This window comes from Giesbergeria anulus (assembly GCF_900111115.1).
Lineage (GTDB): Bacteria > Pseudomonadota > Gammaproteobacteria > Burkholderiales > Burkholderiaceae_C > Simplicispira > Simplicispira anulus.
In genome coordinates this window covers 20,608-40,167 of sequence record NZ_FOGD01000005.1, presented here as the reverse complement: position 1 = coordinate 40,167, position 19,560 = coordinate 20,608, and the positions used below count along the sequence as shown (strand labels likewise).

Annotated in this window: 18 protein-coding genes and 1 pseudogene; 10 read left to right on the top strand and 9 right to left on the bottom strand. The window is 58.2% G+C overall.

Going from position 1 to position 19,560, the window contains the following annotated elements:
• Positions 1-63: 63 nt before the first annotated feature.
• Positions 64-2,130 (top strand): annotated as a pseudogene (gene tkt, locus BMX55_RS09300) (transketolase); the annotation flags it as partial.
• 39 nt (positions 2,131-2,169) lie between these two features.
• Positions 2,170-3,168 carry a type I glyceraldehyde-3-phosphate dehydrogenase gene (gene gap, locus BMX55_RS09295; RefSeq protein WP_091456419.1) on the top strand — a complete coding sequence of 333 codons (999 nt, stop codon included), beginning with the start codon at positions 2,170-2,172 and terminating at the stop codon, positions 3,166-3,168.
• Positions 3,169-3,234: 66 nt separating this feature from the next.
• Here the strand turns inward: gap and BMX55_RS09290 are convergent, their stop codons facing one another.
• Both BMX55_RS09290 and BMX55_RS09285 read right to left on the bottom strand, forming a co-directional pair.
• Positions 3,235-4,377 carry a helix-turn-helix domain-containing protein gene (locus BMX55_RS09290; protein ID WP_091456417.1) on the bottom strand — a complete coding sequence of 381 codons (1,143 nt, stop codon included), beginning with the start codon at positions 4,375-4,377 and terminating at the stop codon, positions 3,235-3,237.
• Positions 4,378-4,492: 115 nt separating this feature from the next.
• Positions 4,493-4,756, bottom strand: a complete 264-nt coding sequence (locus BMX55_RS09285; RefSeq protein WP_091456413.1) for a hypothetical protein — start codon at positions 4,754-4,756, stop codon at positions 4,493-4,495.
• A 456-nt stretch (positions 4,757-5,212) separates the two neighbouring features.
• Here BMX55_RS09285 and BMX55_RS09280 point away from each other — a divergent pair, with 456 nt between their 5' ends.
• Complete coding sequence (locus BMX55_RS09280) at positions 5,213-5,665, top strand: hypothetical protein (RefSeq protein WP_091456409.1); 453 nt, start codon at positions 5,213-5,215, stop codon at positions 5,663-5,665.
• An 84-nt stretch (positions 5,666-5,749) separates the two neighbouring features.
• Positions 5,750-6,625 carry a toll/interleukin-1 receptor domain-containing protein gene (locus BMX55_RS09275; RefSeq protein WP_091456407.1) on the top strand — a complete coding sequence of 292 codons (876 nt, stop codon included), beginning with the start codon at positions 5,750-5,752 and terminating at the stop codon, positions 6,623-6,625.
• Between the two features lie 640 nt (positions 6,626-7,265).
• Here the strand turns inward: BMX55_RS09275 and BMX55_RS09265 are convergent.
• Both BMX55_RS09265 and BMX55_RS09260 read right to left on the bottom strand, forming a co-directional pair.
• Complete coding sequence (locus BMX55_RS09265; RefSeq protein WP_091456404.1) at positions 7,266-7,781, bottom strand: GNAT family N-acetyltransferase; 516 nt, start codon at positions 7,779-7,781, stop codon at positions 7,266-7,268.
• Entirely contained in the window at positions 7,778-8,062 is a 285-nt protein-coding gene (locus BMX55_RS09260; RefSeq protein ID WP_177172867.1) for a type II toxin-antitoxin system TacA family antitoxin, read from the bottom strand. The genes BMX55_RS09265 and BMX55_RS09260 overlap by 4 nt, the downstream gene beginning before the upstream one ends.
• 140 nt (positions 8,063-8,202) lie before the next feature.
• Here BMX55_RS09260 and BMX55_RS09255 point away from each other — a divergent pair, with 140 nt between their 5' ends.
• From BMX55_RS09255 to BMX55_RS09240, 4 genes are all read left to right on the top strand, one after another.
• A complete protein-coding gene (locus BMX55_RS09255) occupies positions 8,203-9,690 on the top strand; it encodes an Lcl C-terminal domain-containing protein (protein ID WP_091456399.1) in 1,488 nt (495 codons plus the stop codon).
• Between the two features lie 207 nt (positions 9,691-9,897).
• Complete coding sequence (locus BMX55_RS09250) at positions 9,898-10,215, top strand: DUF485 domain-containing protein (protein ID WP_218144475.1); 318 nt, start codon at positions 9,898-9,900, stop codon at positions 10,213-10,215.
• Complete coding sequence (locus BMX55_RS09245) at positions 10,212-11,900, top strand: cation acetate symporter (protein ID WP_091456396.1); 1,689 nt, start codon at positions 10,212-10,214, stop codon at positions 11,898-11,900. The genes BMX55_RS09250 and BMX55_RS09245 overlap by 4 nt, the downstream gene beginning before the upstream one ends.
• A gap of 150 nt (positions 11,901-12,050) precedes the next feature.
• The gene (locus BMX55_RS09240) at positions 12,051-12,770 is read left to right on the top strand and encodes a hypothetical protein (protein WP_143059611.1); all 720 of its coding nucleotides are present in this window, start codon (positions 12,051-12,053) and stop codon (positions 12,768-12,770) included.
• A gap of 91 nt (positions 12,771-12,861) precedes the next feature.
• Here BMX55_RS09240 and BMX55_RS09235 read toward each other — a convergent pair whose 3' ends face one another.
• From BMX55_RS09235 to BMX55_RS09220, 4 genes are read right to left on the bottom strand one after another with little or no spacing between them, the layout of a single operon-like run.
• Complete coding sequence (locus BMX55_RS09235; protein WP_245751354.1) at positions 12,862-13,632, bottom strand: uracil-DNA glycosylase family protein; 771 nt, start codon at positions 13,630-13,632, stop codon at positions 12,862-12,864.
• On the bottom strand, positions 13,629-14,108 hold the full coding sequence (rimI, locus tag BMX55_RS09230; RefSeq protein ID WP_091456388.1) for a ribosomal protein S18-alanine N-acetyltransferase: 480 nt from the start codon (positions 14,106-14,108) through the stop codon (positions 13,629-13,631). The genes BMX55_RS09235 and rimI overlap by 4 nt, the downstream gene beginning before the upstream one ends.
• A complete protein-coding gene (gene tsaB / locus BMX55_RS09225) occupies positions 14,105-14,815 on the bottom strand; it encodes a tRNA (adenosine(37)-N6)-threonylcarbamoyltransferase complex dimerization subunit type 1 TsaB (protein ID WP_091456385.1) in 711 nt (236 codons plus the stop codon). Before tsaB ends, rimI begins: the two co-directional genes overlap by 4 nt.
• Complete coding sequence (locus BMX55_RS09220) at positions 14,812-15,786, bottom strand: DMT family transporter (RefSeq protein WP_091456383.1); 975 nt, start codon at positions 15,784-15,786, stop codon at positions 14,812-14,814. Before BMX55_RS09220 ends, tsaB begins: the two co-directional genes overlap by 4 nt.
• Positions 15,787-15,869: 83 nt before the next feature.
• On the opposite strand from BMX55_RS09220, the gene dacB reads away from it, so the two are divergent.
• Complete coding sequence (gene dacB, locus BMX55_RS09215) at positions 15,870-17,318, top strand: D-alanyl-D-alanine carboxypeptidase/D-alanyl-D-alanine endopeptidase (RefSeq protein ID WP_091456768.1); 1,449 nt, start codon at positions 15,870-15,872, stop codon at positions 17,316-17,318.
• Positions 17,319-17,413: 95 nt separating this feature from the next.
• Complete coding sequence (locus BMX55_RS09210) at positions 17,414-18,577, top strand: SGNH/GDSL hydrolase family protein (RefSeq protein WP_091456380.1); 1,164 nt, start codon at positions 17,414-17,416, stop codon at positions 18,575-18,577.
• A 21-nt stretch (positions 18,578-18,598) separates the two neighbouring features.
• On the opposite strand, the gene BMX55_RS09205 is transcribed toward BMX55_RS09210, so the two are convergent.
• Positions 18,599-19,543, bottom strand: coding sequence for an SGNH/GDSL hydrolase family protein (locus tag BMX55_RS09205; protein ID WP_091456376.1), 945 nt, complete (start codon positions 19,541-19,543; stop codon positions 18,599-18,601).
• Positions 19,544-19,560 lie beyond the last annotated feature (17 nt).

Genomic DNA, 19,560 nt, shown 5'->3' with positions numbered 1-19,560 from the left:
CACTGTAGCGGGCTAGAAAGTCAGCAACAGTAAAATCCGCAACTTTCCACCGACCCCTCCCTCCGGACCTGCCCCATGGCCAACTCTCAAAAAATGGCGAATGCAATCCGCGCACTCGCAATGGATGCCGTTCAACAAGCCAACTCCGGTCACCCTGGTGCCCCAATGGGCATGGCCGATATGGCCGTGGCACTGTGGGGCCGCCACCTCCAGCACAACCCCGCCAACCCCAAGTGGGCTGACCGCGACCGCTTCATCCTCTCCAACGGCCACGGCTCAATGCTGTTGTACGCCCTCTTGCACCTGACTGGCTACGACCTGCCGATGCAAGAGCTGAAAGATTTTCGCAAGTTGCACAGCAAAACTGCTGGACACCCCGAAGTGGGCGTGACCCCCGGCGTAGAAACCACCACCGGCCCTCTGGGCCAAGGCATCACCAATGCCGTAGGCTTTGCCTTGGCAGAAAAGCTGTTGGCTAAAGAATTCAACCGTAAGGCTGGCAAGGTCAACCACACCATTGTTGACCACCACACCTATGTCTTCTTGGGCGATGGCTGCCTGATGGAAGGCGTCAGCCACGAAGCCGTGGCCTTGGCCGGTGCTTGGAAGCTGAACAAGCTCATCGCACTGTACGACGACAACGGCATCAGCATTGACGGCCAAGTGGCTCCTTGGTTTATTGACAACACCCCCCAGCGCTTTACCGCCTGTGGCTGGAACGTGATTGGCCCCGTGGATGGTCACGATGCCGATGCCGTGGATGCTGCCATTGCCCAAGCCAAAAAGAACACCGACAAGCCCACGCTGATCGTCTGCAAGACCCACATCGGCAAAGGCAGCCCCAACCGTGCCAACACCGCCAAGGCCCACGGCGAGCCATTGGGTGCCGAAGAAATCGCCCTGACCCGCAAAGAGCTGGGCTGGGAGCACGCACCGTTTGTCATCCCCAAAGACGTGGCTGCCGACTGGAACGCCACCAAAGCCGGTGCCAAATTGGAAGCCGATTGGAACAAGCGTTTTGCCGCCTACAGCAAAGCCTTCCCAGAGCTGGCCGCAGAATTTACCCGCCGCATGAATGGCGATCTGCCCGCCAGCTTTGCCCAAGTGGCCGTGGATACCGTCGTCCACGCCCACCGCAACGGTGAGACCGTTGCCAGCCGCAAGGCCAGCCAACTGGCCTTGGAAGCCTTTACCGCCGCCTTGCCCGAACTGCTGGGCGGCAGCGCCGACCTGACAGGCTCCAACCTGACCAATACCAAGAGCACGCCCAATCTGCGCTTTGACGCTGCCGGTGACGTGGTGCAAACCGAAATCAACGGCCAACTGGTCGGTGGCCGCCACATCAACTACGGTGTGCGCGAGTTTGGCATGGCCGCCATCATGAACGGTGTGGCGCTGCACGGTGGCTTTATCCCCTACGGTGGCACCTTCCTGACCTTTAGCGATTACAGCCGCAATGCCATCCGTATGGCCGCGCTGATGAAGCTGCGCGTGGTACACGTCTTTACCCACGACTCTATCGGTTTGGGCGAAGACGGCCCCACGCACCAATCCATCGAGCACGCTGCCAGCCTGCGCCTGATTCCCAATTTGGATGTGTGGCGTCCCGCCGACACGGCAGAAACCGCCGTGGCGTGGAGCGTAGCCATCTCCAACCGCAACAAGCCTACCGCGCTGCTACTCAGCCGCCAAAACCTGCCCTACGCCCCCAAGCGCGATTTGGGCGACATCAGCCGGGGCGCTTATGTGCTGTCCGAGCCACGCGATGTCGGCCTGAAAGACAAGGCCCAAGCCGTCATCATCGCCACCGGCTCTGAAGTGCAATTGGCACTCAAGGCCCAGCGCCTGCTGGCCGAGAAAAAGATTGCCGTGCGCGTGGTGTCTATGCCCAGCACCACCACCTTTGACCAACAAGACGTGAAGTACAAAAAGGCCCTGCTGCCCGCCGGTTTGCCACGCATTGCCGTCGAGATGGGCGTGACCGACTTCTGGTGGAAGTACGGCTGCGCCGCCGTGATTGGCATCGACACCTACGGCGAATCGGCACCTGCGCCGGTACTGTTTGAGCATTTTGGCTTTACCGCTGAGAACGTTGCCGCCACCGTGCAAGCGGCCCTCAAGCGCAAATAATTTTTTTCGATTTTGGCAAGCAACTCTGGAGAAAACCCCATGACCATCAAGATTGGCATCAACGGCTTTGGCCGCATTGGCCGCAACGTACTGCGCTCGGCGCTGCAAAACTTCAGCGACATCGAAGTCGTCGGCATCAATGACCTGTTGGAGCCCGAATATCTGGCCTATATGCTGCAATACGACAGCGTGCATGGCCGCTTCAAGGGTGAAGTGTCGGTGGAAGGCTCCAACCTGATCGTCAACGGCAAAAAAATCCGCCTGACGCAAGAGCGCGACCCGGCCAACCTGAAGTGGAACGAAGTCGGTGCCGATGTCGTCATCGAATCGACCGGCCTGTTCTTGGACAAGGTCACGGCACAAAAGCACATTGATGCAGGTGCTAAGAAGGTGATTTTGTCGGCTCCTTCCAAGGACGACACCCCGATGTTTGTGTTTGGCGTGAACCACGACACCTACAAGGGCGAAGCCATCATCTCTAACGCTTCTTGCACCACCAACTGCTTGGCCCCTGTGGCTAAGGTGCTCAACGACAAGTGGGGCATCAAGCGCGGCCTGATGACCACCGTGCACGCTGCCACCGCGACGCAAAAAACCGTCGATGGCCCCTCTAACAAAGACTGGCGCGGTGGTCGTGGCATCTTGGAAAACATCATCCCCTCCAGCACTGGCGCTGCCAAGGCCGTGGGCGTGGTGATTCCATCGCTGAACAAGAAGCTGACGGGTATGTCGTTCCGCGTGCCCACGTCGGACGTGTCCGTGGTCGATTTGACCGTGGAGCTGGAAAACGCAGCTTCCTATGAAGAAATCAAGGCCGAAATGAAGGCTCAGTCTGAAGGCGCACTCAAGGGCGTGCTCGGCTACACCGAAGACAAGGTGGTGGCTACCGACTTCCGTGGCGACACCCGCACTTCGATCTTTGATGCCGACGCCGGTATCGCGCTGGACGGCACCTTCGTCAAGCTCGTGAGCTGGTACGACAACGAATGGGGTTATTCGAACAAGTGCTTGGAAATGGTGCGCGTGGTTTCTAAGTAAACCGCTTGCCGCTGTAGCCTGCAACAACGCGCCTTCGGGCGCGTTTTTTGTTGTACTTCCATTCGATTACCCCGGAGCAGAAAAATGGGGGTCAGATTCACATTTTTCTGTTTTAGCTGTTTTAGCTGTTTTAGCTGTTTTGGCTGTTTTGGCTGCTGCGCGCACCGCCTGCACCGATACCTTGGCCGCAGCACAGGCGCAATGCAGCGCCGCATGGCTGACGGGCTCGCCACGCACCGCGTTGGCAATGATGGTGTCGGCCCACGGTAGGCCACAGGGGGTGATGGGCGCAAAGCGGCTAGGCTCTGGGTCACGCCACTGCGCTAACCAAGCCGCCATGCGGGCCTTGGCTTGGGCGGCCTCTTCTGGGGTGACTGGGGGTGGTGCTGGTGGTTGGGGTGGCGGAGATTCGGGCGGCTGCTGTACGCCAGCGCTGGGCGGTGTGACCACGGTGGGTAAGCGTGGCGGTGGGCGTTGGTTGTGGAGCCATGCCGGATCAAACGAAGCCCAATCGTTCAGGGCCATCACCTGCACCACCCAGCCCAAAGGTTGATTCAGGCTGGCGGCGTGGTGGAGCAATTGCTGGCATTGCAGCGCGTTGGGCAAGGCGGGCCTGCCTTTGGCGCGGCGCACCTGTTGCCAAGCCTGCAAGGCGGCCTGATCCTCTGGATTTTGCAAGGATTGCAAAAATAAAGAAGATGACGATTCGGCTTTGGGTGCAGGTGCTGGAGGTGCTGGTGTTGGGCAAGGCGTGGCGGGTGGCTCCGTTGTCTTTTTCTGTTGAACTCCGTTGCTTCCGTTCTGGGTGGTGATTTCTGCATATGGGCCAGAAAAATCACCACTGCTGGATGCAGAAAACGCCACCCCGGTGGGTAAATTTTCTGCATGGCTGCTGCCGTGTGTAGCGCTGGGTTGTGGGGCCAAAGCGGCCTCGTTGATGCGGTACACGTTGGTGCTGAGGCCGGGGGCTTTGCCTACGTGCAGCACGCCTTTTTGTACCAGCAGCGTGATATGCGTTTGCACCGTGCGTTTGTGCAGCCCACACATCCGGGCCAGCCGCACCAGCGACGGAAAGGCACAGCCCCGCGCATCGTTGTAATGGCTAATGATGCACAACAGCACCAATTTGGCCCCACTGGGCAAAGTCACCTGCCAAGCGGCACGGCCCATACGCAGGCTGGCGCGGCAAATAGAAAAAATGTCGGTCATGGCAAGACCTCTCGCAACAGAGAAAACACAAACACACAGGCGCACACCCGCTGGCCGCTGCACAGCGCAGCCGCTAGACACCGGGAGGCCACAGAGGGAAGAAAGGCGCGGGCGCTTAGGGCGCAGTCAAGCGCATGGCATCGAACAACACATCGACGCTGCCATCGGCCCGAAAACCAGCCAACAATGGCAAATGCTGGCGGTTGCGCCACAGCAGGGCGCGTTGGCGCTGCTGGCTCCAAGTGCCCGCGTGGCTGTGCGGTGGCTCGGCCAGCAAAAGGTGCAGCGCGTGCAAAGTCTGTTGCAAGACCTGTGCGGTCATCAGGGGCGGAGAAATGCCCTGCGGCGGGGCCGCAGTGTGGGGAAAGGTGTCAGCCATGATTGGCTCCTTCTGAACAGGTGGTCAACCTGCCCCCCTCCCGTCCAAAAGAGGGTGGCAGACCGTGTAGGGTTGGACGACCGGCAGAAGGAACCGGCACACCCTCGCGGGTGTCCCCACACAGCCCGCCCTAAAGCAAAAGCCGTGCGCGCAGCATCTAGCCAAAGAAAAGCCGCTGTCCCCCAAGGAGGGTGCGGCTGCTGCGCCTTCTAAAACCGGGCGTCCAAACCCGTATCGCGCCTTTTTCGCACGATAGGGCCGAGTCTAACGGTGGATGGCGGGTAGGCGCAAGCCCTGCTGTGCTACTTTGATCTACGAGTTGCCATCCGCAAAAAATGAGTTTTGTCTCCATACGATCTGCCCAAATTTTCCTTTGGGTGCTGTAGGATTGTGCAGTTTTTTCCGACTGACGGTCAACGTGGGACTGTCGTCTAATCATAGTTAGGCCTCACAATCATGCCAAATCCATTTGTCGCCAATTTTCACCTTGAAGTCACTTTTGGTAAGCCGATTGCGCTAACGCAATTCGAGCGCCTAATCGACGATCTGAATTTTCCTGGAATATACTTCTTGCATGATGGTCAGTGTTCCGAAAATGACTTTGACCCGCTTAGCATCAAAGTCAAGTACATCGGAAAAGCAATTGGAGAAACGATATTTTCAAGATGCCAAAAGCATCTTTACACTATTACTGATAGAAAGGCTGCCAATGGCAATCCAAAGACAAACCCGGGAAAGAGGTTTAAGGAGTACCGCGAAAAAATAAAATTTGACCCGGAAGGTATTTACGTTGTGCCCGGATTTATGAATCATGCAGAGCCTTATTTGATCTCGTGTGCTGAGGAATATCTACAGTTTCTTTATAGGCAGCGCCATGGCGACATACCAGCGGCAAATACTAAGCAGTAGCACAGCGAGACCTAACCTCTCGCTCCAGCCGATCGTTTCAAGTGGCGGCTGAATTCCAACCTTATACATAAGAAGCTGAATAAAATGACTATCAGTGTTTTCTTGAGCCATAACCATAGAGATAAAGAATTTGTTCGTAAGCTGGCAGCGGATTTGGATGCGCATGGTGTCAAATACTGGCTTGATGAAGCAGAGATGAAAATTGGAGATTCACTGATTCAGAAAATTAGGCAGGGAATAGAAAGTGTTGATTATTTTGCCGTAATTTTGTCCCCGAACTCGGTAGAGGCTCCGTGGGTAGTTAACGAACTCGATGTGGCAATGAATAATCAAATAAATGGCCGATCAATAAAGGTATTGCCAATCATGTTAAAGGAATGCGATCCCCCAGGATTTTTGATCGGAAAGCTCTACGCTGATTTTAAAGCCGAGAACTTATACGAAGAATCATTTAAGGCTTTGATAAATAGTATTGGAGTTGTATTTAATAAAAGTGCAATGCAGGCTATAAAATATCACAACAACCTTGGAACGGCCGCAGACAAAGCTTTTTCTAGAAATCTATCAATGATGTCAAAGCCTTTTCATAGGCCATTTCAATATATGGGAATGAGCATTGAGAGGGCCGAGAGGGAGGTTGATGGAAAAGCGAATGAAGTAGGGAATATTGTTGTAGAGAATAAAGAATGCCGCCTGTTGCTTGAGGCAGAGGGTAACTTTATCAGCTATGTCGAAGTTGAGCTAAAACAAACGGCTCCTCATTATAAAAATCAAGAATTTGATTCCGAAGCGGCTTTGGGTGCCTTGAGTATAAGCATTTCTGAGCTTGAATTGGCTCGCAAGCAAACGCATTATCACACTTACTACGATCATCGGAGAAAGTTAAAGGTTAGCGTTTCGTGTCAGTACGACGAAGCCCCACTGTGTGTTGCATTTAGCTCAAAATATTACGGTATGTGAGGAATAAATGTGCAAGGCTCGAATTATTTTTGGCATTGGCGCTAATCACAGTACTTAAGCGGACAGCTTCCAACTGCCGCTTACTTTAGTTCATTCACAGTAAACTCTCCAAACCCTTGCGCTCCAGCAAGTGGAGTAGTTTAAAAGAGGGGCCGCTGGGGTGTTTTATCGCCTATTTCCCATTTGCACACGGTCGATAGGCTGATATTAAGAAATGCGGCCAGCACCGATTGGCTGAGCTTGAAACTTTCGTGCAAGGCCCGGATTTTTCACTGTGGTACGTTGGCACTGGTGCAAGACACAGTGTGTCGTATTTCAACATCTTGCGCTTGTCAATCAACCCCAGATGATGCAAATCTGTGGCAGTTTCATGTACTGCCTAAAAAATAAGGCTTTGGGGCTTAGCATTTGTGGTCATGGCAAATTTCCTGCAACGCAGATAGTTCATAATTCTCTGCTACTGCACCAACCCCCCTTTGGTGTACCCGCGTCACCCAAAAAGGGTATTGGGTTACGCTGTAGGAATAAAGGGGCCAGGGTCAAATTATTTTTACGTCGGTTTTACGCATCCAACAAAGCCATGCTGGGGCAAACCGGCGTCCGGTTACGCTGCGCTAACCTGACCTACAGCCTACCGGCTTTATGGAATAGCAGACAATGGAATAAACATTGGTGATGGATTGGGTGTTTTGTCACCTTCCAAGAGCACAAACCCTAATTTCTGATAAAACGCTACTGCTCCGGCATCTGCATCCAAGTAAAGACCATAGCACCCTACACTCTGCGCACTTCTCTTAATCACATCAAAGGCATGGTTCATGAGTTGACTACCATAGCCTTTTTTTGCATCGCCAGCATGAATTCCCAACATGATCAGACGGATACAAGGGATTGTTTTTGGCAGTGATCCTAGCTGCAGCGTAGAAATGGCGGACACAGCAATCGCATGATTGGCAATGGTGTAGAAGCCGACAAACCGATCAGGGTTTCCGTTTTGCCCTTCCTCTAAAAGAACGTAGGCAACACTCAATCCTTGTTTAACTTGCTTTTTCAGCGAATCTTTGACAAATTTATTCACTGGATGCAAGTGGCAATCAAACTGATTCAGTCCAGTGTATTTAATAGTAGGATCAAAGCGAGCAATAACGAAGCTCATTCGCCGCGCACCTTCAAACGCGCTTGCTGGCGAAAATTCTGCATCGCTTCAGTGGGTTCAGCGGGCGCTTGCAATAGCCTCACCAGCTGGAGTTGCCCCTCCGCAGAAAGGTTAATGGCCGCATGGTCACGCAAAACAGCCCGTGCTTTTTCTATCGCCGAGGCCAGCATAAAAGCCGACAGATCCATGCCATCCAAAATGGCTGCCTTGCTCAGAAGCTCTTTGGTTTCGCGTGTGGTTTTTAACTCCATGCGTGCGTCTTTGATGGCGAGTGTTCCCATATAGCCTCCGTACAACAAGATTTTAATCATACGGCTGTTGTCCGTATGATGCAAGTGTGGAACGAAGGGGGCTAGGCGCAATTGATACGATCTATAGGTTGTTCCGCTGTGCCCACCCTATTCCCTCGAAAGGACACCCCATGAGACTGTCTCAACACCTTTGCGGCATGGCCGCGCTGTCGCTCGCTTTGGCTACCCAAGGCCATGCCGCTGCGGCCAACACCCAAACCGATTGCCTGTTTGCTTGGGCCGAAAGCCATGCGCCTGAACTGTTCGCACCGGCGGGTGCCGTTAGCGGCCAGAGCGGCAGCTACTACTACCGCCACTACCCTAGCCTGAGCACCTATCTGGCCGTCTCTTCGGCGGACAGCCACGTTTACTACCTTGGCCCCGCCTCCAATGGGGCGGTGCAAGATATCGGCAGCTTGGCATTTTGGGTGGGGCAAGCCCAGTGCCCGGCGAGCAGCAGTGCCACTTATCCGCTGGTCGATACCGGCCAGCGCAAGTTTTATGGCAACACCGCTGAGCTGGGCAGTGCGCCCGCCACCGCCACGGCTGCTTTCTATGGCGAGGACGCGCAGTTTGCTGGTCGGCAACTGTCTTACCAAAACAATGGCGATGGCACCATCACCGATCTGCATACCGGGCTGATGTGGGTGGCAGCACGCGGCAGCAAAGTCACTTGGGACGCCGCCGTCGCCGGGGCCAGCAGCAGCCGGGTAGGTGGCTACAGCGACTGGCGTATGCCCACCATCAAGGAGCTGTATTCGCTGATCGACTTTAACGGCAAGTCGGCGGCCACGGCTGCCAGTTCTGTGCCCTACATTGACACCCGCTATTTCGAGATCGTCTTTGGTGATGCCACGGGGGGCCGAGTGATTGACGGCCAAGACTGGTCGGCCACCAAGTACGTGAGCACCACCATGAATGGCGATGTAACGGTGTTTGGCGTCAACTTCATTGATGGCCGCATCAAGGGCTACCCCCAGTACACGCCGGGCAGCAGAACCGGCAGCACCTTGTATGTCCGCTATGTGCGCGGCAACAGCAACTATGGTGTTAATCAACTATCGGCCAATGGTGATGGCACCATCACTGACCACGCTACCGGCCTGATGTGGGCGCAGACCGACAGCGGCGTTGCCAAAAACTGGCAGGACGCCTTGGCTTGGGTGCAGGCGCAAAACAGCGCCAACGCTTTCGGCCACAACGACTGGCGTATGCCCAACGCCAAAGAGTTGCAGAGCATTGTCGATTACAGCCGCTCGCCAGCCACCACCCAATCGGCAGCACTCAGCCCCCTGTTCACGGCAACTGCTATCACTAACGAAGGCGGCACCACCGATTACCCTTGGTATTGGGCCAGCACCACCCACCTCGATAGCAACGGCGCGGTCTATGTCGCTTTTGGCCGGGCGCTGGGCTGGATGCGCTTGCCGGGCAGCAGCAGCTACAGCCTGCTGGACGTGCATGGCGCTGGTGCCCAGCGCAGTGATCCCAAGAGTGGCAACGTCAGTAATTACCTGCTCGGTAAAGATGCTCGCGGTCAGTCAGCGTACGGCCTTGGCCCACAGGGCGACGTGGTGCGCATCGCCAATTTTGTGCGCTTGGTACGCGACGCGCCATGATGTTCCGCAGCGCCTGCAGGGTGTGCTTTGGGGCCTCGTGGGTAGACAACTCCAGAGGCCCGCCGATTGCAGGCTGTACCCTAGCGCCGATGGGGAGATGATTATACAGGATAAGCGAATGATGTTCTGTAAGGATTAAACAGGATTGACTTCCTAGAATGCCGCCGGTTTATGCGTTGCGCATTCAATGATTATTTAGGGAGACCCATGTCCAATCCACTGTACGAGAACATCAAGCGCGACCCGCGCTATGCCCAGCTGGTGCGCCAGCGTGGGCGCTTTGCCGCCACGCTGGCACTGTTGGTGATTATTGTGTTTTTTAGCTTTGTGCTGCTAGTGGCCTTTGTGCCCAGTTTTATCGCTGCGCGCATTTTTGAAGGCAGCAATTTGACGGTAGGTTTTGCACTGGGTTTTTTCCAGTTCGTGTTTTTCTGTTTGCTGACGTGGGTGTATGTGCGCCGCGCCAATGGCGAATTTGACAGCCTGAATGAACAAATCGTCCAAGACGCCCTGAAAAAATCATGAACCGTACACCTTCTCTGCTTTCTTCTGTGGGCCGTCCGCTGGCGGCTCTGCTGTGGCTGTTGCCCACATTAGCCTTGGCTGGCCCCGATTTGGGCGCGGCCCAAAAACAACCGCTCAATTTGCACGCCATCGGCATGTTCTTTGTGTTCGTGCTCATGACGCTGGGCATCACCTACTGGGCGGCGGGCCGCTCTAAGTCGGCATCCGACTTTTACACAGCGGGTGGTGGTATCACGGGCAAGCAAAATGGCTTGGCTATTGCCGGGGACTTTATGTCCGCCGCCACGCTGCTGGGCCTGACTGCCATGATCTACGGCCAAGGGGTAGATGGCTATATCTACATGGTGGCCTTTTTTGTGGGCTGGCCCATCATCTTGTTTTTGATGGCCGAGCGCCTGCGCAATCTGGGCAAATTTACTTTTGCTGACATCACCGCCTACCGCCTTAACCAAGGCAAGGTGCGTACGATGGCGGCGATTAGCTCGCTGGTGGTGGTGTGCTTCTATTTGGTGGCCCAAATGGTGGGCGCGGGCCAGCTCATCAAACTGTTGTTTGGTTTGGATTACCACGTTGCGCTGGTGGTGGTGGGCATTCTGATGATGGTGTATGTGATTTTTGGTGGCATGGTGGCTACCACTTGGGTGCAGATCATTAAGGCGTGCATGTTGCTGGTGGGTGGCACGGCCATCATGCTGCTGGCGTTTAGCAATTTTGGTTTCAGCTTTGATACCTTGACCACCCGTGCCATGGAAGTCCATAAGCTCGGCTCTAAACTGATGACCCCCGGCAGCTTGCTGGCCGATCCAATCACCGCCATTTCGATGGGCTTGGGTTTGATGTTCGGCATTGCCGGGCTGCCACACATTTTGATGCGCTTTTTTACCGTGACCAATGCCAAGGAAGCGCGCAAGTCGGTGTTTTACGCGTCGGGCATCATTGCCTTCTTCTTCAACGTGATTGCCATCATGGGCCTGTGCTCCATTGTGCTGGTGGGCACCGATCCGCAATTCTTTGAGGGCGGTGATATCAAGGGCAAGCTCATTGGTGGTGGCAACATGGTGGCCTTGCACTTGGCTAAGGCTGCTGGTGGCAATTTGCTGCTGGGCTTTTTGTCGGCTGTGGCCTTTGCCACGATTTTGGCGGTGGTGGCAGGCTTGGCATTGGCCGGTGCTTCGGCTATCTCGCACGACCTGTACGCCCGCGTCATCATGAAGGGCAATGTCTCGGAAGAAAAAGAAATCCGTGTCTCCAAAATTGCTACGCTGGGTTTGGGCGTGGTGGCGGTGCTGTTGGGCGTGGCCTTTGAGAAAATGAACGTGGCATTTATGGTGGCGTTGGCCTTTGGCGTAGCATCGTGCGCTAACTTCCCGGTGCTGCTGATGTCGATGTACTGGCGTGGCCTGACCACACGCGGTGCGCTGGTCGGTGGCTATACGGGCTTGATTAGCTCGGTGATGTTTGTGGTGCTCTCCAAGTCGGTGTGGGTAGATGTGCTGGGCAATGCGTCTCCCATCTTCCCGTACACACAGCCTGCTCTGTTTGCCATGCCACTGGCTTTCTTGGGTATTTATGTGTTCTCCAAACTGGACAACAGCGCACAAGCCCAAGCCGAACGCGCTGCCTTTGACGACCAGTATGTGCGCGCCCAAACTGGCGTAGGCGCTGCCAGCGCTGCGGCACACTGATCGTTCATCACCTCTCCCTTTGGGGGCCAGCCAGTCGGTGTAAAAGCTGACTGGCTTTTTTTATGGTGGTCTTAGGGGGTGCTTGACGCCCTACGGCAATAGGGGCAAGCTGATGGCTTTTCCATCCCCCGTTTGCAGGAGCTGTTTGCCATGCGCTTTCCTCTTTTTGTTCGCCAGACCCTCTCTGCTGCCGGGCTGTGTGCATTGGCAGTGCCTGCACTGGCCCAAGTGGCTATTACCGATCCGCCACTGGAGCACCACTTTGGCAAGATTCCGGTGGGTGCCACTTATGCGGCCCAGTATTTTTCTGTATTTAACCAAGGTAGCACTCCTGTGACGCTGGGGCAGGTGCGCGTGGATAGTGACATGGCCGTGTGCATGGCGCTGGGTTGCCCCAGCATAGCCCCGGCAGACTTTGCCGTGCAGGGGTCTGACGGTTGCAGTGGTCGGACTTTGCAGCCGGGGCTGGGTTGCTCTACCTTGGTCGGTTTTGTGCCTACGGCACCGGGGGCGCGGGCTGCGCGGCTGGTGTTTCCGGTGCAAGGGGGCACGCAGGTAGAGCGCATCGTGGTGGGCACGGGCGTATCACAGCCGCTGGAATGTGTGCTCGATTGGGCCGAGCGTACTTACCCCACCTTATTTTTGCAGCCCACGCCCACCCAAGTGGTTAGCCCCTATGTGGCCCGCTGCTACCAAGGTGGTGCCCTGTGTGTGGGCGCTGATGTGGCTGTGCCCACCTTTGCCCCGGCCAGTATTTACTACCTGCTCAATGGTGAGGTGGGGCGTTTAGGCACATTGAGCGATTTTGCCGCCGTAGCCACCCAGGCACAGTCTTCCACGCTGCGCTGCGAGCAGTCTAGCCCGCAGTAAAGCCACCCCCGCTGCTGCCAGCTTGCAAGACCAATGCATCAATCTGGCACAGTTGGCCAGTGCGTTTGTGCTGGACAAGCCAGCCTGAGCATTACCGTCTGTGAGGCGGCAGGGCCTGAACCATGTGGCGGGCGTGGCACAGGTCGGCCCACGCGGCGGCCTTGTATTTGCCTTGGCGCAGCAAATAGGGGGCATCGTAGGTGACGATGGCCGGGTAGCCTGCCACACTGTGCGGTTGGGCGCGCAGTTGCCCTAGCGGTTCGGTGCGCCCCAGCGCCGCACGGGCGGCCAGCCGCCCCATCAGCAGCACCATCGCGGGCTGGATTTGGGCCAAGGCTGGGGTGAGTACGGCATCGGGGTGAGGCGTGGCATGGGGTTGATGGGGGGGGGCCAGCTCTACGCCACAAAAAAACACTTGTGGGTGTTGGTGCAATTGCAGGGCGCGCAGCATGTTGTGCAGCAGCGTACCGGCATCGCCCGCCAGTGGATCGGTATCGGCGCGGCCCTCGGCCACAATCAGCCAAGCATTGCCAAGATGGGGGGCCACCGTGGTGGTTTCTGCTGTGGCGGGGTAGAGCCGCCGGGGCGGATGTAGTACCAGTGCTGCGCTGGTGGTTGCCGAAGGTGTGGTGCTGGCTACAGGCGTGGAGATTGCACCAGTGGCTTGGTATGCTGCCCTAGATGGTGGGGGTGTTCTGGTGGGCTGCTGTATGGTGGGTGTGGGCGGCAGCATGGCTCCGGCTGTGGTGTCGGCGGCCAGCGGCTGCCCTAGTGGGGCACTGACCACAGGGGCTGGCGACCAGACATGCACGCCCATTTCTTGCAGCATGGCGCGCTGGCGGGCATCAAGGTGCAGGCTCATAAGGGTACGCTCATCACCACAGCATCTTCGCGCTGGCCGTGGGCTGCGGGGTAGTAGTTCTTGCGTACCCCCACCTCCCGAAAACCATATTGTTCATAGATATGGCGTGCGCGCAAGTTGCCGATCCGCACCTCTAACCAAAGCCATTGCGCCCGCTGGCCGCGCGCCCACAGCGCCAGCGCATCCAATAGCAGCCGCGCCCAGCCTTGCCCCTGAAACTCTGGGGCCACGGTGATGTTGAGCAAATGGGCCTCATCGACTCCCGGCATAGCCACAAAATAGCCCAGCAGTTCAGGCCCGCCTTTGAGCAGTTGAATTTGGTAACCGCTGGCCAGCGCATCGGTAAAGTTGCCGCGTGTCCAAGGGTGGCTGTAGGCGCGCTGCTCTACGGCCAGCAGCGTATCCAAATCATTGATGCTCAGGGCTTGCAGGCACACTTCAGGGGCAGGGTGGTGGGCGTTGGGTTGGGCGCTCATGGTTGTGCTGCTGGCTGGGTGGTGGCCCGTTCGGCTTCGCGTTCGGCGGTGGTTTTGGCTACCTTGTCGCGCACGTAGCGGGGCAGGGCTTGGTCGGCAGGTACGGCTGCCCCAGCTTGGAGCAGCGCCGGGGCCAGTTGCAACAGTGCGCTGGCGCTGGGCAAGGCGGCTACGTGCAAAGCATGGGGGGCAAGGCGTGGCCCATAGGCGGCATGGGCGTTGCCCGCCACCGTCCAACCCAAGGGCACAGCCACGGCTTCGGGGGCGCACAGGCCAAAGTCTTCCGGGGCCAGCCAAGCGCCATCTTGCCATTGGTACTGGCCGTGGTAGACCTCGTTCATGCGTGCATCGAGCGTGGCTACGATCTGGGTGCAGCCGTGCTGCTGGCGGGCCGCTTCGGCCACCGCCATCAGGGTATCTATGGGCAGAACAGGCAGGCCACGCCCGCCGTTGGCCCCAAAAGCCAAGCCTTGGGCAATGGCGCAGGCGGTGCGCAGGCCGGTAAAAGAGCCGGGGCCGCGCCCAAACACAATGGCATCGAGCTGGCCGAGGGTCAATCCGGCGTCGTGGAGCAATTGCTCGATGGCCGGGATAAGCGTGGCCGAGGATTGCGCTGCGCCGGGGCCGCTGTGCTGCCACAGGGCTGGGCCACGCGCCACAGCAATAGAAAGGGTATCGGTGCTGGTATCAAAGGCAAGCAGGTTCATGGGGCTGCATTGTTACGCACCGCCCGTACACCCAGCACGCCAAAGAAGATACCCACCGTGACCAACAGCAGCCCGGCCACCAGATTCCAGTGCAGTGGCTCCTCCAGCAATAACACCGCACCAATGGCAGACAGGCCTGGCACCAAGGCCGTAATCATGGTGGAGCGCACTGGCCCAAAGTGCTGCACCATGTGCGTGAAGGTGATGCCGGAGATGGCTACCGAGCCTACGCCTTGGAACAGCATCTGAAAAGCAATCTCGCTCCACGGTGCTTGCACCAGTTGGCTGCTCAGTAAGCCTAAGCCTACTAACAGCGCATAAATGGGCACATAAGTGATGAGCGCAAACGCAGTAATGGCAATGGTGGCTTGCACGGCATCGGCACCACAGCGCCGGGCCAGTACGCTGTAGCAGGCCCAGCACATGGATGCGGCCATAAACAGCATATCGCCCCGCCAGACATCGCCGCCGTTGAATGCTGCCAGCAGGCTGCTGCCTCCCACCAGTAGATCGCCCACCACAATCAAGGCCAAGCCGGTGGCCCGCATGGGGGTAATGTGCTCACGCAGCAGTATGGCGGCCAGCAGCGTCGTCCACAAGGGTAGGCTGCCTGGTAGCAGCACTGAGGCATGGGTGGCTGGGGCGTAGAAAAATCCAGAATAAACCAGCAGGCAATAAATCACGCCACCAAACATGCCTAACTGTACCGTCAGGTGCAGTGGCAGCGGCGAAAACCCCAATAGGCTCGACGGCATGGCCGCACGCAGAGTGGGGTTGCGTCCCCGGCGGCGCACCAGCCACCAGCCCCAAGGCATCAGCACCGTACTGGCCCCCAGCACGCGCAGCCAAGCAATATCTAGTGGTGCCAAACTACGCTGTGATGAGGCGCGGGCAATCAGGATAAAGGCCGTCCAAATCGCTACGGTGACGAACGCGGCCAGTAGGCCCACAGAGCGGGGAGAAAAACGCATCACCAGATTATCGGTGGCAGTCTGTACCTGTGGTGGCGCAGGGGGATGAGGGCGCTGGCCCGATGGGGCATAAACTGGCTGCCATGTTGTTTTCTACTTGTTGGTGTAACGGCGGTGGTCGTAGGCTAGGATTTGTCTTGGCTTGGGCTTGGGCTTGGGCGTTGATGGGTGCGCAGGCTGCTCTGGCAGCGCAAGGGCCGCTGCCTGTCCCTGTCCAAACCGCACTGGAGCGCGCCCAGTTGCCGCCCGATGCTGTGTCTGTACTGGTGGTGGATGCTGCCGGAGGCACGCCCCGCTTGGCTCACCGTGCCCAAGTGCCGATGAACCCCGCTTCGGTGATGAAGCTGGTCACTACCTATGCCGGGCTGGAGTTACTGGGGCCGGCCTATGTTTGGCAAACCCCGGTGTATATCGACGGCCCGGTGCGCTCTGGCACCTTGCAAGGCAATGTCTATTTGCGCGGCCAAGGTGATCCCAAAATGGTCATGGAGCGCCTGTGGCTGCTGCTGCGGCGCTTGCAGGGGCAAGGCATACGCCAGATTGCGGGCGATATCGTGCTCGATCACTCTGCCTTTGTGTTGCCCGCCCACGACCCCGCCGCGTTTGATGGCGAACCGCTGCGCCCCTACAACGCCGCGCCTGATGCACTGCTGCTCAACTTTAAGGCGGTGGTGTTCAATCTGGTACCAGACCCCGCTGCTGGGGTAGCGAGGGTGCAAATGGAGCCGCCCTTGGCAGGGGTGCAAGCGCCCGCCACAGTACCGCTAGCCCCTGCCGGTACGGCCTGTGGTGACTGGCGCGCCAGTCTGCGCGCCGACTGGAGTGATGCCACCCGTGTGGTGCTGCGCGGGGCCTATGCTGCCGCTTGTGGCGAGCGCAGTTGGGCCATGGCCTATGCCGATCCGGCCCGTTACGCCCAGCGGGCGGTGGAAGGCATGTGGCGCGAGTTGGGCGGCCAGCTCACTGGCACCGTGCGCAGCGGCACAGTGCCACGCCATCTGGAGCCTGCTTGGGTAGCCACCTCTCCCTCCTTGGCCGAGGTGGTGCGTGACATCAACAAATACAGCAACAACGTGATGGCCCAGCAGTTGTGGCTGACCTTGGGCTGGCAGCAGCACGGTGTGGGGACACCAGAGAACGCCCGCGCAGCGGTGCGCCAGTGGTGGCGTACCCGCTGGGATGAGGCCGACCTCCCGGCGATGGACAACGGCGCTGGTTTGAGCCGCCAGACCCGCATCACCGCCCAAGCCTTGGCGCGCATGTTGCAGGCGGCTTGGGCCTCGCCGGTGATGCCCGAACTGCTGGCCTCCTTGCCCGTGACTGGGGTAGACGGTACGCTGCGCCGCAGCCGTGCTAGCGCCCGCGCCCATCTGAAAACCGGCAGCCTGCGTGATGTGATGGCGGTGGCAGGTTACGTCCATGCCACCGATGGCCGCCGCTATGTCTTGGTGGCAGTGGTCAACCATGCCCAAGCGGCAGCAGCGCGTCCGGTGCTGGATGCCTTGGTGGAGTGGGCCGCTCAGGGCCAATAGTGCCTAGATTCGAGTAGCCCTTGAGCAGGCCGCCGCATGAGCATTTTGCTCAATGGGGTACCGTATCGGTACTTAATCTATTCAGGAGTCTTTTCATGGCACGACAGTTTTCTTTGGCCCGTTGGGCTGTTCCGGTGCTCACGGCTGCGGTATTGGCCGCCTGCGGCGGTAGTGACGACAACACCATGCGTTGGAGCGGCGTGGTCAACTTTGGTGACAGCCTCAGTGATGTCGGTTCGTACCGTGTTGGCACTGTGGCAGCGTTGGGCGGTGGCAAATACACCATCAATGGGGCTACGGGGCTGAACTGGACGGAGCATCTCGCCCAGCGTTTGTCTGTGGCTGCACCCTGTGCTGCCCAGACGGGGCTGTTGCCCAATATCCCCGGTTTGGTGGGAGCCGCTGTGACCAACGTACCGGGCTGCTACAACTATGCCCAAGGCAGCGCCCGCGTGAGCAGCCCCTTGGGGCCGCACAGTGTGGCGTTGCAAGCAGCACCGTTTTATGCCAGTACATTGGGCGTGACGGCGGTGCCGGTGCAAACCCAGATGGCCAACCACCTGTCGCGCACCGGCGGTAGCTTTGCAGGCACTGAACTGGTCACGGTGATGGCGGGGGCCAACGATCTGTTCATGCACCTGAAGGCAGTGGCCGCAGCCTCCCAAGGTGGGACGACGGCTGTGGGTGCTGCTTTGGCGGCAGGGTGGGATCAGTCTGCCCAGACGGCGGTAGCCACTGGCGGGGCCAGCGCCGTCAGTGCTGCCACTGCGGCGGCGGTGCAGGGCATGACCCAAGCAGGTGCAGCCTTGGCAACGCTGGTGCGCGAGCAGGTGCTGGCCAAGGGCGCGCAATATGTGTTGGTAGCCAATGTGCCCGATGTAGCCACGACGCCGCTGGCCTTGTCTTACGACGCTGCCACCCGCCAGCTCATCACTACGATGGCGATGGCTTTTAATGCCCAGTTGCAGGCAGGCCTGACCGGTACCCCAGTCGTGCAAGCCGATCTTTTTGCCCAGAGCCGGGCGCAGGTGGCTGATCCTGTCCGTTTTGGTTTGACCAACATCACCGCGCCAGCTTGCAGCACCAATCCAGCCCTCAATCCGCTCAATGGCACCGCCTTGGTTTGTACAGCCTACAGCACCGTGGCGGCCAACACCGACGGCTACCTGTATGCCGACGATGTACACCTCTCGCCGCGTGGCTACCGTTTGATGTCCGACTACATCATTGAGCGTTTGGAGGTGGCTGGTTGGCTTTAATGGGCTCAAGGGGCAGGCTGCTTACCAGCGTGCGCGCAGCTTGTCGTAGGCGTACAGGCCCAGTTGGCGCTGGGCCGAGGGGGTTAGGTACACCGCATCGGCAAATACGTAGCGGTCTGCATCGGCTCCCGATACCAAGGTGGCGGTGCTGCACAGGCTAGAGTTGATCTGCCCAGTACCAATGCCAATGCCGTTGCCTGTATCCACCGAGGTACACACGGGCGTGGTGGCGTTGCTAAATGAGAACGAGGCTGGCGTCGAGGTGTAGAGGTTGACGTAGTAGGCCACATCCAAATACAGCACATGCGCGCTCAAATCGTTCACTGCCACCAATAGGCCCTGATTGAATTGGCTGCTGGCTTGGCTTAGCAGGTCTTGCTGGCCAATCGCTGCGGCCCAAGGGGTGCGCCCCAAGTCGTAGGTGCCAGACACGGCCACATGGTTGCCCCCTGCTGCCACCACCCGGCGCACCTGCGCGGCCAAGGCTTGGCCGTGCTGGCGTGCTTGGGCGGTAAATTGCTCGCGGCTCAACGTGCCTGCCTGCACGGCGGCCATATCGACGATCAAGTCGCTGATGCCTGCGTTAATGAGCACGATATCGTTTGTGCCCAGCGTTTGCTTGGCTAGAAACTGGTCGATTTGCTCGGTTACCGTGCGTGTGCTGGCTTGCCCAGCGGCGTCTGGGTGGGCGCTGAGGCGGGCGTTACCTTCGGCCATATTGACCAGCCCGCTGGGGGTGTGACCAGCGCGTTGGTAATAGTCCAGCAGTTGCAGCGTCCAGTTGTTGATGCTGCCGTTGTTCACGGTGTAGCGGCGCTCGCCCGCAGCGCTGTAGCCATCGCCAAAAGCGACCAGCCGCTCAGGGGTCAGTGCCGACTCGATGCTGCTGGAGCCGCAGGCGCTCAACAGTGCGGCGGCCGCGCAGGCGACGGCCAAGGTGGTGCGGCGCATCCAGTGTGCTGTCATGGTGTGTTCTCTTCAGT